Origin of the sequence: Amycolatopsis sp. NPDC005961 (genome assembly GCF_040629235.1) — a bacterium.
GTDB classification, from domain to species: Bacteria; Actinomycetota; Actinomycetes; order Mycobacteriales; family Pseudonocardiaceae; genus Amycolatopsis; species Amycolatopsis camponoti.
Genome location: NZ_JBEXVF010000001.1, coordinates 211,493 through 227,710, shown reverse-complemented (window position 1 = coordinate 227,710; position 16,218 = coordinate 211,493). Strand labels below are relative to the sequence as shown.

The following is a 16,218-nucleotide window of genomic DNA, read 5'->3' as shown; positions in this document are numbered from 1 at the left end:
CGAGTTCGGAGGGGCGAGCATGGGGCAGCAGGGCAGGCGACGCGACTTCGGCGAGTTCAGCGCCAAGCTGGAGAAGCACATCGAGAAGCTGCCCGACTACGCCGTGCGCGCCCAGGAAAAGCTCCAAAAGGTGCAGAAGTACTTCCCGCCGGCCGACCAGGCCGGCGGGAAGGCCGCACCGCCCCAGCGTGCCCGGCCCAACCCGCTGCAGCGGCCGCCGGTGCGGCGGACCGACATGTCGGCGACCTTCTCGTCGGTGGCGAACCAGGTCCCGGCCTTCGCCGAGGCCCGGGCCAAGTGGGACCGCTGGAACCACCCGGCCGCGAAGCACGAACGCCGCAAGCGCCGGACGTCGCGCGCGATGACGCTGTGGATCCTGCTGACGATCCTGTGCGGTGTCCTCGCCGTGTCCGCCGGGCTCGGCTGGATGAGCGCGACCGGCGCCCCGATGATGCCGCAGGCGATCATGGCGTTCGCCGGCGCCGTCGTGTTCGGCACGTTCGGCGTCCGAAGCGGACTCAAGCTGCGGGAACTGAAGCGCACCCCGCTCCCGGCCGCGCCGGCCGGCCCGCCGCCGCTGCCGCCCGCGGGGTCCGCCGCGCGCGAGCCGATGGAACGGCTGGCGGAGTGCGAGGCTTCCTTGGGCGAGCTGCTGCGTCAGCTTTCCGTGCCGTCGTCGGTGGGCACGGCACCGGTGTCCGAAGTGTCCGTCGCGGACGCCGGGCAGACCGCGACCGAAGCCGCCGCCGCCCTGCGCGGCCTGGCGGCCCGCATCCAGGCGATCGAGCGCGGCCGCAACTCCGCCCCGGCCCGCGAGCAGGCGGCCCTGGACGCGGCGGTCGGCAAGCTCCGCGAACAGCTCGACGACGGCCTCGAGGGTTTCCGCGGCCTGGTCGCCGCGGCCGGCCACACGGTCGCCGCGTCGAGCGACGGCCTCGTCACGTCCAAGCAGGCCCTCACCGACGCCACCGACCGCCTGGCCGGCCTGGCCATGGCCCTGCGCGAACTCTCCTGACCCCCGGCCCCGGCGTGATCCCGGGGCCGACACGCGTGATTGCGGAGTCGACACGCGTGATTGAAGGGTCAACACGGCAAGACGGGCACCGCCGCGGCGTGTCGACCCCCTGATCACGCGTGTCGACCGCCCAATCACGCGTGTCGGCCCCCTGATCACGCGGATTCCGCCTTCGCTGGGCCGTTGGAGTTTCAAACTCGGCCGTTCGAGTGCCGCATCCGGCGGAATCGGGATTTCGTCACCCGGCGTGCGTGATCGTGCGTTTCACCCCGGCGTCGCCCCCTGTTCACCTGTGGGTGCCGAAACCCGCGCGTAATCGGAAACACCTGCCTACGGAAACGTCCACCGCCTAACGTTTCTGTCATGCATGCAGAGGTGTCACTCGCCGGGAGGCCCGCCGTGCTTTGAGGATCGCCGGTGCCGACCGTACACAGTGGACTTTCTCGACCGCCGAGGAAAGGACGCCCCGTGAACACGCTCCCGCCGGACTCCGATCCCGCACCGCCGACCCCGCCCACCGCCTCCCAGCGCGTCATCGCGGCCTTCGAGCGCCTCACCGAAGCCAACCGTCCCGAGCTCTGGTCCACCCTCCGCGCCGTCGAAGACGTCCTCGTCGACGCCAAGGCCGTCGAAGAACGCGTCCAGGCGGGGGAGGACCTGCCGCTGGCGGGCACCGTCTTCGCCGTGCCGGAGCTGATCGACGTCGCCGGGCAGCCGTCCGGCCGCTCGGTCCCCGAAACCAGCGCCACGATCGTCGCGCGGCTGACCGCGGCCGGCGCCGTCGTGCTCGGCAAGACGGGCGCGGCCACCGTGGCTTCGGCCTGGGACCGCACCAAGACCGGCGGCCGCGGCGCGGCGGTCGCCGTCGCGCTGGGCATCGTCGACCTGGCGTTGAGCACCGCGGGGCCCGTCCCGGCGGCCCTGAACGCCGTCGTCGCGCTGAAGCCGACCCGCGGCCTGCTGCCGATGACCGGTGTCCGCTCCTCCGAGGCCGTCTCGGTGTACGCGACCGGCCTGGTCGCCGGCCGCCGCGCGCTCGCCCTGATGACCGGACCGGACGGCATCTCCGCGGCCCGCACCTGGCCCGCCGACGTCCGCCTCGGCGCCGGCGAGCACCCCCGCGTCGCCTACGCCCGCGGCCTGCCCCTGGGCCCCGCCGCGGCCCTCGCGTTCGAGAACACCGTGAAGCGGCTGACCGCGGCGGGCGTCGTCCTCGAACCCGTCACCGTTTCGGGAGGGGTGCCGGACGGCTTCGACGCGCTCCTGCTGCCCACCGTGCCGGACCACCCGGAGCTCGCCGAGGCACTGGCCGACCCGGCCGCCGTCCACCACCGCCTGGCCGGCTGCACCGCCTTCGCGAACCTGCTCGACGTCGCGGCGGTCACCGTCCCGGTGCTGCCGGGCGACAAACGGCCGTTCGGCGTCACGTTCCTGACGCGGGCGTTCGAGGACCAGATCGGCTTGGATCTCGCGACGGTCTGCACGGACGAGCCCATGACGCCTTACCCGGAGCCGGGCGAGGACGTCGTCGTGTTCGGCGCGCACCTGCGCGGCCAGCCGCTCAACGCCCGGCTCACCGAGCTCGGCGCCCGGTTCACCCGGCCGGTCCGGACCACCGAGAGCTACCGGATGGTGTTGCTGGACACCGAACCGCCGCAGCCGGGCGTGCTCGACCACGCCGAGGGCAGCAGCCTCGACGGCGAAAGCTGGCGGCTGTCCCCGGCCGCGTTCGAGCGGTTCGTCACGACGCTGGAGGAGCCGTTCGTGCTCGGCCGCGTCGAGCTCGACGACGGCTCCCGGCCCCTGGCGGTCCGCTGCGCCGAGACGGCGGACGGGACCGGTCTGGACCGCTACGAATCCTGGCGCGGCTACGTCCGGTTCACCTCTACCGCCGGGCTGCGAGCCCCAGGCTGACCCGGCGCACCAGGCCCGGCCCGTGCAGCGCGAACCCGCTGTAGAGCTGCACGAGCGACGCCCCCGCGTCCACCAGGCGGACGGCGTCGTCCGGGCCCATGATCCCGCCGACGCCGATGATCGGCAGGCTCCCGCCGGTGTGGTCGTGCACGAAGCGCACGACCTCGGCCGCGCGGGCGGTCAGCGGCCGGCCGGACAGTCCTCCCGCCTGTCCGGCCAGGCTGCTCTCCGCGGGCGCGATGCCGTCGCGGGCGAGCGTCGTGTTCGTGGCGATGATCCCGGCGACGCCGTGCTCGAGCGCGACCTCGAGGAGCTCGGCCAGTGCGCCGTCGGTCAGGTCCGGCGCGACCTTCACCAGGACCGGGGTCGGCGTGCCGGGGCCGGCGAGCTCCGCGGACGTCGTGCGCAGCTCGCCGAGCAGCTCGCCGAGCGCGGCGCGGTCCTGCAGCTGCCGCAGCCCCGGGGTGTTCGGTGAGCTGACGTTGACGGCGAAGTAGTCGGCGTAGGGGTGCAGCGCGCGCAGCGAGAAGCGGTAGTCCTCGACGGCGTCTTCGAGGGGCGTGACCTTCGACTTGCCGATGCTGATCCCGAGCGGCACGGCCGGTTTCCCGTCGCGGGCGAGCTTGGCCGCCAGCGCTTCCGCGCCGTCGTTGTTGAAGCCCATCCGGTTGATCACCGCGTCGCTGGCGGGGAGGCTGAACAGCCGCGGCTTCGGGTTGCCCGGCTGGGCCAGCCGCGTCACCGTGCCGACCTCGACGAAACCGAAGCCCAGCGCGGCCCACGCGGGCAGCGCGCGGCCGTTCTTGTCCATCCCGGCGGCGAGGCCGACGCGGTTGGGGAACCGCAGGCCCAGCACGGTCACCGGGTCGTCGACCCGCAGGGCGCCGCCGAGCGCGGGTGCGGCCTTGCCGAGCCGGGCGAGGACGCGGACCGTGCGCTCGTGCACCAGCTCGGGGTCGTGGTAGGACAGCCGGTACAGCGCCGGGCGGACGATCTTGTCGAAGAACACGTGCCCATGCTGCCAAATCGCGTGAACCGCGCGACCGGAGCGTCACGTCCGCGTGAAGCGGGCCACTACTCGCCGGCGGCCTGGAGGTCCTTCCACTCGTCTTCGAGCATCGCGTAGACCAGCTCGTCGGTCCACTCGCCCTTGACGATCTCGTTCTCCCTCAGGTGCGCTTCCCGCCGCATCCCGAGCCGCTCCATCAGGGCGGCGGACGCGCCGTTGCGGCCGTCGCACCGGCCGATGATGCGGTGCAGCCCCAGATCCTCGAAGCCCAGCCGCAGCAGTTCCGTGGTCGCTTCAGCGGCCAGGCCCTTGCCGTGGTGGTCCGGGTGGAAGACGAAGCCGATCTCGCCCTGCCGGTGCTCGCTGCTGAGCCACTCCAGGTTCAGGTCGCCGATCAGCTGGCCGGTCGCGGCCAGCTCGACCGCCACGGCCAGGAACTGCCCTTCCTTGGTCAACGTCGAGCTGTGCACCCGTTTCGCGAGCGCCGCGGCCGATTCGGCGCGGCTGCGCGGGCCCCAGTAGAGGTAGCGGGCGACGTCGGCGCGGGACTGGAAGGAGTTCAGCGCGTCGAGGTCGTCGGGCGTGAACGGGCGCAGGAGCAGCCGAGCCGTGGTGACCGGGTAGTCGGGCCTGAGCATGCTTCCAGGCTAGCGACCTTCAGCCGTCCGGGGGACAGAACGGCGTAGTGCGTTCGTCGAATCCTGGCGTCGGATCGCCGGACGGTCGTCCCGGGTCGCCGGGTGGCGTGACCTGCACAAATGAGCGCATTAAGGAACCCCCGGGGTGTCTCTCGAACGTCGTGAAACGCTCGAGCCCGAGCCGGACTGGTGCTCGGAAACCCCGGGGGCACGGTGACTGCCTGGTATTCGCTATCAGGCATCACGTGGAGCAGGCGATGAGCCGAAGGTGGCTCAGCTGTAACGCTGCTCAAAGTCCTCCACGTGCCATCCGCTAGCGGACAGCCACCTCACAAGTCCTGTTGGAATACAACTTAGGACCACCTCCTCTCTTGTGTACTGCCACGCTAGGCGAACTTCCCGGTGTCCGGCAACGTGATTTTCGAGATCCCGGTCCGGACGGTGGCCTTTCGCCCAGCGCGAACAGCGGCTCAGCTCGCGGGGGAAGGGCCGTGCTGGTCCTTCGGGCAGAACCACGTCGGCCGCCGCTGGACGTCGTACCCCTGCGTGCGGACCAGGAGCTTGCCGCCGCAGCGGAAGCAGCCCTGACGGGTGCGCTCGTAGACCCAGTTCTTGCGGTTGCGGTCGAGGTGGCCGGTGGTGCTCTGGTCGAAGCGCCCGGCGGTCGCGTTGACCAGCAACAGCTTGCGGGCGAGCGCGACCGTGGCCCGAGCGTCCACTTCGGACACCGGCGTCCACGGGGTCACGCCGAGGAGGAAGGCGATCTCGCACTTGTAGAGGTTCCCGACGCCCGCCATCACCCGCTGGTCCAGCAGGGCCAGCCCGAGCTCGCGCTCGGGTTTCGCGGTCAGGTTCGCGACCGCGCGATCGGCGTGCCCGTCCGTCCACTGTGGATCCAGCAGGTCCGGGCCGAGGTGCGCGACGAGGTCGTGTTCCTTCGGCGTGGCCACGAGCTTGAGGTCGTGGACGCGGAAGCCGATCACCTGGACGTCGGCCGCGGTCAGCACCACGCGGGCGTGGTGGCCGGGCCGGCGCCACTTCGCGCCCGCCGGGTAGACGTCCCACATGCCGTCCATCATCAGGTGCGAATGCAGGGTGAGGTCACCGGAGAAGCGGGTGAACAGGTGCTTGCCGACCGTCCCGACGCCGAGCACCTCGCGCCCGGTGAGGTCCACAGTGGCCAATTGGGGCACGCGGAACTGGCCGCGCAGCAACGTCTTCCCGGTCAACGCCTCGCGGACCCGCTTTCCGACGAGGTAGACGGTGTCACCTTCGGGCACGGCTCACCCCGTGGTTTCGGATACCTCGGCGGGAGCCTCCGGGGTCTCCGGCGCCGGGCCTTCGGGCCAGTCCGGGCCCTCGGGCTCTTCGCCGGCGATGCGGTGGCGGCCCGCCCGGTTGGAGCGGAGGATCTTGGCCAGCACCATGTTGAACGTCAGCGCGATCTCCTGCGCGCCGGGCGAGTGCCACTCGTGGATCGGGCTGCACGCGCCCTGGGCCTGCTGCACCGCCAGCCGGTCGGTGATCGCCGTCGGCATCACCAGCGAGCCGAAGTTCTCGCGCAACTCGGCGATCCGGAACTGGTGCTCGTAGGACCGCACGCGCAGCTTGTTCACCAGGACGCCGATCGCGCGCAGGTCCGGGTTGAGCTCCTTGCGGATCTTCTCGATCGCTTCCAGGGCCCGGTGCGCGCCGGCGACCGCGTAGATCGTCGGCTCGGTGACGATCAGCGCGCTGTCGGCGCCGACCAGCGCCGACTTCGTCAGCCGGCCCAGCGACGGCGGGCAGTCGAGGATCACCAGCTCGTACGGCGTTTCGCGCAGCGGCGTGCGGTGCAGCTCGTCCAGCGCGCGGGAGAAGTTGGCCAGGCGCTCGCTGTCGGCGTCGGGATCGTTGAGCATTTCCAGCTCTTCGGTGCCGACGAGGACGTCGACGTCCTCGCTCCAGACGCTCGGCGCGATGGCGCGTTCCAGCATCTCGCGCGTCGGGGTCTCGAGCACGTCGGCGAGGGTCGCGTCGGTGTACGGCGGGTCGAGCGAGGTCGTGGCGTTGCCCTGCGGGTCGAGGTCCACCACCAGCGTCCGCGTGCCCCTACGCAGGGCGGCGGACGCGATACCGAGAGCGACCGTCGTCTTGCCGACGCCTCCCTTGAGGCTGAGTACGGCGACCGTGTGCACGAAGACCAGCCTACGGGTGCGCGCGAGGGCCGCCGCCGGGCAAGGGGCGTTCACTCGAAGGGAGGAGCCGGGGAGGGGGACCGGGGCGGGCATTACCCTGTGCGGCATGAAGACGGACACCGTGGCCGCCCGGGGTTCGGGCGCCGTTCGCCGAGTGCTCGAGGCCGAGCTGAAGGCCGCCCGCGCCCGGGGCGCCGAGCACCCCCTCGTCGTCGACGTGGGCGGCGGCAGCGGCGGCTGGGCGGTGCCGTTCGCGGCCGCGGGCTGCCGGGTGACCGTCGTCGAGCCGAGCCCGAACGCACTGGCCACGCTGCAGCGCCGGGCCGAGGAAGAGGGCGTCTCCGAGCTGATCACGGTCGTCGCGGACGACTCCGACGCGCTGGGCCGGTACGTCGAGGCCGGCTCGGCCGACCTGGTGCTGGCGCACGGGCTGCTGGAGATCGTCGACGACCCGGCCGCGGTGCTCACCGCGCTGGCCACGGCGGTCGCGCCCGGTGGAGCGGTGTCGGTGCTGGTCGCCAACCGGCACGCGGCGGTGCTGAACCGCGCGCTCTCGGGCCGGGTGGGCGAGGCCCAGCGGCTGCTCGAGAGCGCGGACGGGGTCGCCCCGGGCGACACGGTGCTGCGGCGGTACTCCGCTTCCGGGCTGCGGGCCGACCTGGAGGCCGCGGGCCTGGACGTGACGCTGCTGCAGGGCGACCGGGTGATCTCGGACCTGGTCGGCGGCGACGTTCGCGAGGACGAGCTGGCGGAGTTCGAGCGGGTGGCGGCGGGGTCGCCGGCGCTGCGGGACATCGCCGGCCGGCTGCACGCGGTCGCCCGGCTTTCGTAGCGGATTTCCGCCGTGGTGCCGGCGGTCGCCGAAACTGTCGGTGGTGGCCGGTAGCGTCCCGGGCGTGGGGCGAAATGCTGAGCTGCCGGGCGGGATGGGCCGGTTCCGCGTCCGGCCGGGGGAACCGCCGCCGGACGACACCGGGTGCGGGATGCTGCACGTCGACATGGACGCGTTCTTCGTGTCCGTCGAGCTGCGCACCCGGCCCGAGCTGGTCGACAAGCCGGTCGTCGTGTCGGGCGGCGGGCCGCGCGCCGTCGTGGCCGCGGCGAACTACCCGGCGCGGAAGTTCGGCGTGCGCTCGGCGATGCCGTTCTCGACGGCGAAGCGGCTGTGCCCGCACCTGATCAACATCCCACCGACCGGCGGGCTCTACGGCGAGGTCTCCCGCGGCGTGATGGAGATCTTCCGCGAGCTGACCCCACTGGTCGAGCCGTTGAGTCTGGACGAGGCCTTCCTGGACGTCAGCGGGGCTTTGCGGCGCCTGGGCGCGACACCGGCGTCGCTGGGCGCCCGGATCCGCTCCCGGGTCGAGGCCGAGCACGGGATCACCTGCTCGGTGGGTGTCGCGAAGGTCAAGTTCGTCGCGAAGCTGGCGTCGGGCATGGCGAAGCCGGACGGCATGGTCGTCGTGCCCGCGGCGGAGACGCTGGCGTTCCTGCACCCGCTGCCGGTGTCGGCGCTGTGGGGCGTCGGCGCGCGCACGGAGGAACACCTGCGGCGGCTCGGGCTGGGCACGATCGCCGACGTCGCGGCGTTCCCGCCGGAGCGGCTGAAGAAGTCGCTGGGCGTGGCCGCGGGCGAGCACCTGTACCGGCTCGCGCACGGCGTCGACGAGCGGTCGGTGGTGGTCGACTCACCGGAGAAGTCGATCGGCGCAGAGCACACGTTCGACGTGGACCGGCATTCGCGTGCCGAGCTGGGTCTCGAGCTGCTGCGCCTGGCGTCGCGGGTGGGGGCGACGCTGCGGGAGCGGGGCGTGCGCGGCCGGACGGTCTCGATCAAGGTCCGGTTCGCGGACTTCCGCACGATCACCCGCGCCCGCACGCTCGTCTCGGCCACCGACGTGGCGCGCGAGATCCACGCGGTGGCCGTGGCGTTGCTCACGGAGCACGCGCCGACGGGAGCGGTCCGGCTGATCGGGGTGCGGGTCGAGGGGCTCGACACGGGGGAGGAGGGGGAGCAGCTGGTGTTCGACTCCCCGGAGCCCCGGTGGCGCGACGCGGAGGTGGCGGCGGACGTGGCGCGGTCGAAGTTCGGGTCGGCCGCGGTGCGGCCGGCATCCCTGCTGGGGCCACGGGAGACTTGAGGCGGCCGGCGCGGGCGCGTCGGTGCGCCGGGCTCGGTTTCGCGGCGAAGTGATCGTGGAGTTCGCCGGCCGGGAGGCGGCTCGATCGGCGTCGCGCACTCCGCGTGATCTTCGGCTCGGTGACGTTCCCCCACACCGCCACGCAGGCCGTAAATCGGTCACTTTCGGTGGCGGTGACCGTCCGCAACCCCTCTCCGGCGGGATTTAGCCCAATTCGATCCCTACTGGATGCGGGATCGGGTAGTCGTCCGGGCGCGGGCCTCGTATCCTGGACAGTGCCACCCCGCCTGGGGTTGGCTGTTGGGTCCAGAACGTTGCGCGGCCCGGCGCCCGCGACAGCTGTGCCGGAGGAGGAAAGATGCCACTCTCCGAGCATGAGCAGCGGCTGCTCGATCAAATCGAGCGCGAGCTCTATGCCGAGGACCCCAAGTTCGCATCCACGGTGCGTGGCACCCGGTTGCGTCGCCCCGCTCGCCGACGGCGTATCCAGGGCATCGCCCTGTTCGTAGTGGGCGTGGCCCTGCTGGTGCTGGGCGTGGTGGTGCCGCAGTTCCGGGTGGCCGACATCCCGCTGATCAGCGTGCTCGGGTTCCTCGTGATGTTCTTCGGGGTCATGTTGGCCGTCACATCGATCCGGCACGGCGCCGAATCGGACGGCAAGGGCGGTGGAGCGGGATCTCGCGGGGCCAAGCAGTCGGGCCGCCGCAGCTCCTTCACCCAGCGGATGGAAGAGCGCTTCCGCCAGCGCTTCGAGGAGCAGTAGCGCCGCAAGACCATCGAGATCCGCGTCACGCCTCCCCGGGCGGGACGCGGATCTTCTTGTGTGCTCACCCGGTTTCGCCGCTCCCGCACCGCCCGCGGTGACAACGGGTGACGCCCGGGCGGGTGACCGACTTGACCAGGCCCGGAACTCACGTGATCAGAGAGGTATCTCGCGTGATCGAGCGGGCATCACGCGTGATCCGAGGGGCATCAGCGTGATGCCCGTCCAGACACACGTGATGCCCGTCCAGACACACGTGATGCCCCTCCAGACACGCGAGATGCCGGTCTGATCACGCGAGATGCCTGGTGCCGCACACCTCAGTCGCGGTTGCGGAAAAGGGACTTCGGGAACAACCGGCCCTTCCAGGACAGCGGGGCGTTCCGGTGGAGGCTCCGCCGAAGGTGGTCGAACGCCGGGGGGAGCGTCGGGTCGGCGTTGCCGTCCTCGCCGTACCAGGACTTCTCCACCACGCCGATCACCGTGCGCAGGCCGTCGCGGCCTTCGTCGTCCAGGTGGTGCTTCGCCGCCAGCTTCTGACCCGCCACGCGGACCGTGTCGCTAGGCGGGATCGGCAGCCCGCGGTCGGCGCACTCGGCCCGCAGCTCGGACCACGCCGCGTCCGCCGCACCCGGGCGCTGCCCGACGATCTCCTGCAGCCGGCGGCGCCGTCCGACGTCGCGCGCCGCCGACGGGCCCAGCAGCCCGGCCAGCAGCAGCACCACGAGCAGGCTGAACCACCAGCCGACCTGCCACGTCAGCACGCCGAGCACCGCCATCCACAACGCGGCGGCGATCAGCGGCAGCCAGTTCTTGAGCACCGCCCCGAGCCCGGTGGCCGCGGGCTCGCGGTCCGGCCGGCCGCGACGCCCGCCGGCGACCACCAGGATCGTCGCCGCCAGCGCGAGCGCCGCCAGCACCCCCGCGAGCACCCACACCCAGGTCGGCGTGCCGTCGTCGACCGCCTGCGGGCCCTGCGCCTGCGGGTTCTGCTCGGTGTCCCGGGGCGCGCCGGTCGGCGCGGCGCTCGACTGGACCGTGCTCGGCGCGATCTGGGTGTCGTCGGGCTGGTTGCCGTCCTGCGAACCGGCCTGCAGGTACGACGGGGTGATGCCGCGGCCGTCCGACAGCGGCGTCGGGTCGAACGTCACCCAGCCCTTGCCGCCGAAGTACGCCTCGACCCACGCGTGCGCGTCCTGGGTGCTGATCGACAGGTAGTCGTTGACCGGCACCCCGGGAGTGAACCCGATGGCCACCCGCGACGGGATGCCCGCGACCCGCAGCATCACGGCCATCGCCGACGCGAACTGCTCGCAGAAGCCGCGCTTGCCGTTGAGTATGAAGTCCGCGAGCGCGTCGGCGTCGTTCGCCGGCGCGGTCTTCGTGTCGTAGACGAACCCGTTCTGCGCCGTGAAGTACCGCCAGATCGCCGACGCCTTGTCGAAGTCGTTGGACGCGCCCTCGATCAGCTGCTGCGTCTTCGCGCGGACGCGGTCGTCGACGCGGTCGATCTGCGTGTAGCGCGGCGGCAGGTCGTCGACCTGCGGGGTCACGCGCAGCTCCTGGGCCGTGGGCTCCTTCAGCGACGCGTATTCGGTGTAGGACGGCGGAGCCTCGCTGCGCGTCGTGAACACCGTGCCGCTGACCTGGTCGTAGAGGTAGCCGTTGGGGGCGCCGTCGATCACCCGCGGCGCGCCGTACACCGGCAGCCAGTTGTCGCGCCAGCTGGCCGGCTCGACGTCGATCTTGCGCGCGGCACCGCTGCCGTCGTCGCCCGGGGCGGCCGGCAGCTGCGGCCCGACCGGGACGCCCTGCTGCGAACGGCCTTCGTCGTGCAGGCCCCAGCCCTTGTTGGGGTAGTAGGTGTCCAGCGTCATCGCGCGCATCAGCCGCCGGTCGGTGCCGAGGCCGCGGACCTTGAACAGCTCGCGGTTGGACCCCTGGTCGAGCATGCCGCGCAGCTCGGTGAACGGCTGGATGCCGAACCCGCCGGCGCCCGCGCCGGGGCCGTCGCCGCCGTTGCCGAACGGGATCCGCCCGACCGTGCCGACCCAGGTGATCGCGCCGCCGAAGAGACCGAGCACGATCGCCGCGGCGACGACCGCGACCGGCGCGGACAGCACGCCCGGCTTGCCGCTGCGCCCGGGTGCTTCCCGGGTCCGCCAGCGCCGGTGCCGGTGGTTGCCGTCGACGGCCAGCAGGCCGGCGAACGCCGCCCCGCCGAGCAGGAACGTCCACCACGGCAGCATTTCTTCGCTCAGCGCGGCGGGCACGGCGTAGACGCAGAGCAGCACGAGCCCGGTCGCGGCGGGGGCCGCGGCGGCCACCGTCAGCGTGTCGACGAGCACGGCGACCAGGCCGACGAGGATGGTCACCAGGCACAGGATCGGCTGGCTGCCCTCGACCGGCGGCAGCCCGACGCGAATCTGCTCGGCGGCGGCCGAGAGCGTGTTCCCGATCTCGCCGAACGCCTCCGGGCCGGGGATGACCTGCAGGATCCCGTGCGTGGTGAACGCGCCGGTGATCAGGAAGAGCAGCACGAGCAGCTGGCCGAGGCCGACGAGCACGGTCGGCACCTGCAGCGACCGCAGCGCGAGGCCGGTCGCGGCGATCAGCAGCACGGCGACGAACAGGTAGCCGAACCAGGCCAGGCCGGAGACGACGCTGGTCACGGAGGTCGCGGCGCAGAGGGTGGCAATCCCGGCGGCGGACGGCGCGAGCAGGCTGCCCCGCCAGGCGGAGAGCGGGTGCTGAGAGGAGGGACGCTTCGCCGGGCGCGGCGGGGCGGCGGTGCTCATCGGGAACCGCCGATCGGGGCCGGGGTGGCGGAGGGGTTCGTCGCGGGATGGTGGTCGCGCGGGTTCGTGAGCCGCGGGTCGGTGCTCATCGCGGACCGCCGATCAGCGTGCCGCGGCGGGCGCCGCTGCGGCACAGCTCCGCCCACACCTGGGGCATCGGCGAACCCGGCCCGGCGATCACCACGCCCCAGCCGGACGCGCGCAGCAACGCCGCCGAGTCCTCCGTGGCCGCCGCCCTCTGCTCCGGCGCGGTCACCCCGGCCGACCACGTGGGCGTGTCGAGCAGGACAGCCAGGCTGCGGATCCCGCGCGGGCGGAACTGGGCCAGCTCGTGCACCGCCTCCGTGCTGACCGTGCCGAGCACCGCGATCAGCTCCTGGCCGTCGGCCGGGTCGCTGGCCAGCGTGATGTCGCGCTGGTGGGCGGGCTGCAGCGCCGCCAGCGCGTCGAGCACCACGTGGTCGTAGTGGTCGCCGCCGTCGCCGGGGGTGTCGGCGAGCGTCACGCCGTGCTCGCTGACCAGGCGGACGCGGTGCCCGGCCCGGCGCAGGTGCAGCGCGGCCGACGCGGCGAAGGACACCGCCCACTCCAGGCTGGCGGCCGGGCCGCTGCCGTGGTGGGCGGCCGCGCGGTGGTCGAGCAGCACCGTCGTGCCGCCGCGCCACGGCCGTTCCTCGACGCGCACCATGATCTCGTCGCGGCGGGCCGTCGAGCGCCAGTGGACCTTGCGCAGGTCGTCGCCCTGGCGGTACTGGCGGACGATCACGTCGGCCTCGCCCTGCCCGGCGTGCAGCCGGACCGTGCCGTCGTCGCCGACGCCGATGCCCGCGCCGCTCGGCAGGCCCCACAGCGGGACCACCCGGGGCACCACGACCAGCCGCGAGTGCCCGATCAGCTCGCGCTCGAACTCGCACAGCCCGAACGGGTCGGTGATGGTCGCGCGCAGCGGTCCGACCTGCTGGATCCCGCGCAGCACCGGCTGCAGCGGGTAGCGCAGCGCGACCCGCCGGTCGTGCGGGAGGCGTTCGACGACGAACCGCGGCCGCGAACCCAGCGCGTACGGCACGCCGTCCTCGAGGAGGATCTCGCCGGCCGGCAGCCGCCCGCTGCGCCACAGTTCCAGCTGCACCTCGCCGGCGCCGCCGACCGCGACCCGCTGGGGGTGCAGCGCGCGGGTGGCGCCGATGCGCAGCCGGGTCGCCGAGATGAACACGGCGACCAGCAACGGCAGCGCCACCACGAAGACGGCGACCCGCAGCAGGTCGCGTTCGTTGAGCACGAACGAGCACACCGCGGCCGCCAGCCCCGCGGCCAGCAGGCAGCGGCCGCGAGTGGTCAAGCCGGACAGGGCACGCAGCACGTCGTTCTCTCCCGTTCGCGGTTTACTGTGCAGTTGGTGCCAATCCGACCACAGTCACGGCCGGATGGCTTTTGCGGCGATGGACAAGTTCCGCTCCGGGGCCGGCCTACTTTTGGGTCGGATTTGCACCGGGCCGGGAGCCCTGCGGCACCGGCACCCGGTGCAGCACCGCCCGCACGACGTCGGTCGCCGACCGGCGCGCCGCGTGGGCCTCGGTGGTCAGCACCAGGCGGTGCGCCAGCACCGGCACGGCGACCGTGTGCAGGTCGTCCGGCACGACGTAGTCGCGGCCCGAAAGCGCCGCCTGCGCCCGCGCCGCGCGGACGAGGTGCAGCGTCGCGCGCGGGGACGCGCCGAGCCGGATCTCCGGGACCTGGCGGGTGGCCGAGACGACGTCGACGGCGTAGCGGCGGACTTCCGGCGCCATGTGCACGCCGCGGACCGTCTCGATCAGCCGGTGCACGGTCTCGCCGTCGGAAACCGGCTGCAGGTCGTCCATCGGGTTGTGCCCGGCGTGCTCGTCGACCATGGCCAGCTCGGCCTGCTGGTCGGGGTAGCCGATGGAGACCCGCGCGGTGAACCGGTCGCGCTGGGCTTCCGGCAGCGCGTAGGTGCCTTCCATCTCGATCGGGTTCTGGGTGGCGATCACCATGAACGGCTCGTCGAGGTAGTACGTCGAGGTGTCGACGGTGACCTGGTGCTCTTCCATGCACTCCAGCAGCGCCGACTGCGTCTTCGGCGAGGCGCGGTTGATCTCGTCGCCGACCACGATGTTCGCGAACACCGGGCCGGGCCGGAACTCGAACCCGCCGCTCTGCCGGTTGTAGATGGAGACGCCGGTGACGTCGCTCGGCAGCAGGTCCGGGGTGAACTGGATGCGGCTGACGGTGCAGTCGATCGACCGGGCGAGGGCCTTGGCCAGCGACGTCTTGCCGACGCCGGGCACGTCCTCGACCAGGAGGTGGCCTTCGGCGAGCAGCGTGACCAGCGCGATCCGGATGACGTCGGGCTTGCCGACCAGCACGCGCTCCACGTTCGCGGCGATGCGCCGCGCGGTTTCGTGCAGTTCGTCCAGCGACACTCTCGCGGGACGGCCGGAGGCCCGGCCGTTACCCGTGGACTCCGCCGGGTAAGGCGGCCGTCCGGATGCCTGCTCGCCCGATCCGGGCGCCGCAGACTGGATTCTCGACGTCACTCGACCTCCTGGTGGCGCATGGCCGCGCGCACTGTGCGCACCGCCGGGCCCGAACGGCCCCCATCGCTGCTGTCCGCGCGCAGCGACCAGCCTTCCATCCAGTGTGTCAAACCCGGGCGAACCTGGGGGCGGAACCCCGCGAAGCCCGGGGCATCACGCCCGGCACGTCGGTTGATGACACTGCGCAAGCAGCGACGATACCCCGAACGGGTGTGTTGTCACCCGATTCTGGGCGCTCCCGCTGACACCCCGCTCTGTTCTATGCTCCGATACGAGTTCGCCCGGCTACAGAGAGGCGTAACCGCTCATGAGCGAGGTGCGGCAGCAGTCGTACGACGTCCGCGGGTTCGCGGTCGCGCCCGAGCTGGCGACGGATGCCTACGCGAAGATCGGCGCCCTGCAGGACGTCGTCGGCGAGATGGTCCGCGAGGCGAAGGTGCTCGGCCGGACCGTGCCGCTCGGCGGCGGGTACGCGGGGGAGATCGGCAAGTTCATGGCCGAGTACGGCATCGGCGGGCGCGGCTCGGCCGTGCAGCAGCTGACCGCGTTCGGCAAGGAGCTCGAGACGTTGAAGCACCGGATCGGCACGGCGCTGGCGAAGTACCAGCACGCCGACGAGCAGGCGGCCGAAGGGGTGGACTGCACGGGTGGCTGACCGGATGCGACTGCTGTGGGTACCCGTCTTTCTCGTACTGGTCGCCGGATGTGGGCAGCAGCGAGCCGCCGAGCCGGCCGCCGCCGGGCACGCTTCGGCCCTTGCCTCCGCGACGGCCGGGAAGCCGCCCGTCGTCGCGTGGACCGGCCTCGCCGCGATCGATCCCTGCACGCTGCTGGACCCGCAGGACCGCTCGACCGCGGGGGTGAGCGTCCTGGGCAAGCCCAAGGAGATCGCCGGCGCCCGCGCGTGCGACTGGACGGTGCCCGGCACCTTCGGCGTCACCGTGACCCTGAGCGAGACCGACGGCCTGGCCGACCTCGAGGTCGCGAAGAAGACGGCCACGAAGACCAAGGTCGGCACCCACCCGGCGCTGCAGGTCGCGGACAAGAAGGCCGCCGACGGCACCTGCGCCGTGCTGCTCGGGGTGGGCGACGCCGCCAGCGTCCAGATCGACGTCAGCAACACCGGCTTCTCGGACACCCCGCTCGCGTGCCGCCGCGCGGGCACGGTGGCCGGGCTGGTCGAGCCCAAGCTGCCCTGAACCCGGGAG

Annotated in this window: 14 protein-coding genes; 7 read left to right on the top strand and 7 right to left on the bottom strand. The window is 72.6% G+C overall.

Translation table 11 applies throughout. The features are described from left to right. Window positions 1–19: 19 nt before the first annotated feature. Both ABZ342_RS01095 and ABZ342_RS01090 read left to right on the top strand, forming a co-directional pair. Window positions 20–1,015, top strand: a complete 996-nt coding sequence (locus ABZ342_RS01095) for a hypothetical protein (RefSeq protein WP_360468062.1) — start codon at window positions 20–22, stop codon at window positions 1,013–1,015. A 468-nt stretch (window positions 1,016–1,483) separates the two neighbouring features. Continuing rightward, window positions 1,484–2,929 (top strand): amidase family protein, encoded by a 1,446-nt coding sequence (locus tag ABZ342_RS01090; RefSeq protein ID WP_360468061.1) that lies wholly within the window; start codon window positions 1,484–1,486, stop codon window positions 2,927–2,929. Here the strand turns inward: ABZ342_RS01090 and ABZ342_RS01085 are convergent. The 4 genes from ABZ342_RS01085 to ABZ342_RS01070 all read right to left on the bottom strand — a co-directional run bounded on the left by ABZ342_RS01085 (window position 2,901) and on the right by ABZ342_RS01070 (window position 6,753). After that, entirely contained in the window at window positions 2,901–3,938 is a 1,038-nt protein-coding gene (locus tag ABZ342_RS01085; RefSeq protein ID WP_360468060.1) for a quinone-dependent dihydroorotate dehydrogenase, read from the bottom strand. The genes ABZ342_RS01090 and ABZ342_RS01085 overlap by 29 nt on opposite strands. 65 nt (window positions 3,939–4,003) lie before the next feature. Beyond that, entirely contained in the window at window positions 4,004–4,576 is a 573-nt protein-coding gene (locus ABZ342_RS01080; protein ID WP_155545999.1) for a GNAT family protein, read from the bottom strand. A gap of 470 nt (window positions 4,577–5,046) precedes the next feature. Beyond that, a complete protein-coding gene (locus tag ABZ342_RS01075; protein ID WP_360468059.1) occupies window positions 5,047–5,856 on the bottom strand; it encodes a DNA-formamidopyrimidine glycosylase family protein in 810 nt (269 codons plus the stop codon). 3 nt (window positions 5,857–5,859) lie between these two features. After that, window positions 5,860–6,753 carry a ParA family protein gene (locus ABZ342_RS01070; RefSeq protein WP_155546001.1) on the bottom strand — a complete coding sequence of 298 codons (894 nt, stop codon included), beginning with the start codon at window positions 6,751–6,753 and terminating at the stop codon, window positions 5,860–5,862. A 106-nt stretch (window positions 6,754–6,859) separates the two neighbouring features. On the opposite strand from ABZ342_RS01070, the gene ABZ342_RS01065 reads away from it, so the two are divergent. The 3 genes from ABZ342_RS01065 (at window position 6,860) to ABZ342_RS01055 (ending at window position 9,657) form a co-directional block, all read left to right on the top strand. Further along, window positions 6,860–7,585, top strand: coding sequence for a methyltransferase domain-containing protein (locus tag ABZ342_RS01065; protein ID WP_360468058.1), 726 nt, complete (start codon window positions 6,860–6,862; stop codon window positions 7,583–7,585). A gap of 94 nt (window positions 7,586–7,679) precedes the next feature. Continuing rightward, window positions 7,680–8,894, top strand: coding sequence for a DNA polymerase IV (gene dinB / locus ABZ342_RS01060; protein ID WP_360468146.1), 1,215 nt, complete (start codon window positions 7,680–7,682; stop codon window positions 8,892–8,894). Between the two features lie 358 nt (window positions 8,895–9,252). Beyond that, entirely contained in the window at window positions 9,253–9,657 is a 405-nt protein-coding gene (locus ABZ342_RS01055; RefSeq protein WP_360468057.1) for a DUF3040 domain-containing protein, read from the top strand. Between the two features lie 320 nt (window positions 9,658–9,977). Here the strand turns inward: ABZ342_RS01055 and ABZ342_RS01050 are convergent, their stop codons facing one another. From ABZ342_RS01050 to ABZ342_RS01040, 3 genes are all read right to left on the bottom strand, one after another. Further along, window positions 9,978–12,455 (bottom strand): DUF3488 and transglutaminase-like domain-containing protein, encoded by a 2,478-nt coding sequence (locus ABZ342_RS01050; protein WP_360468056.1) that lies wholly within the window; start codon window positions 12,453–12,455, stop codon window positions 9,978–9,980. A gap of 85 nt (window positions 12,456–12,540) precedes the next feature. After that, window positions 12,541–13,815: a DUF58 domain-containing protein gene (locus tag ABZ342_RS01045; protein ID WP_360468055.1), complete on the bottom strand. Its 1,275-nt coding sequence runs from the start codon at window positions 13,813–13,815 to the stop codon at window positions 12,541–12,543. A 106-nt stretch (window positions 13,816–13,921) separates the two neighbouring features. Further along, window positions 13,922–15,010: a MoxR family ATPase gene (locus tag ABZ342_RS01040; protein WP_360468054.1), complete on the bottom strand. Its 1,089-nt coding sequence runs from the start codon at window positions 15,008–15,010 to the stop codon at window positions 13,922–13,924. Window positions 15,011–15,317: 307 nt separating this feature from the next. Here ABZ342_RS01040 and ABZ342_RS01035 point away from each other — a divergent pair, with 307 nt between their 5' ends. Both ABZ342_RS01035 and ABZ342_RS01030 read left to right on the top strand, forming a co-directional pair. Beyond that, a complete protein-coding gene (locus tag ABZ342_RS01035; protein ID WP_155546006.1) occupies window positions 15,318–15,665 on the top strand; it encodes a hypothetical protein in 348 nt (115 codons plus the stop codon). Beyond that, window positions 15,658–16,209, top strand: coding sequence for a DUF3558 domain-containing protein (locus ABZ342_RS01030; RefSeq protein WP_230862759.1), 552 nt, complete (start codon window positions 15,658–15,660; stop codon window positions 16,207–16,209). Before ABZ342_RS01035 ends, ABZ342_RS01030 begins: the two co-directional genes overlap by 8 nt. The last annotated feature ends 9 nt before the right edge of the window (window positions 16,210–16,218 follow it).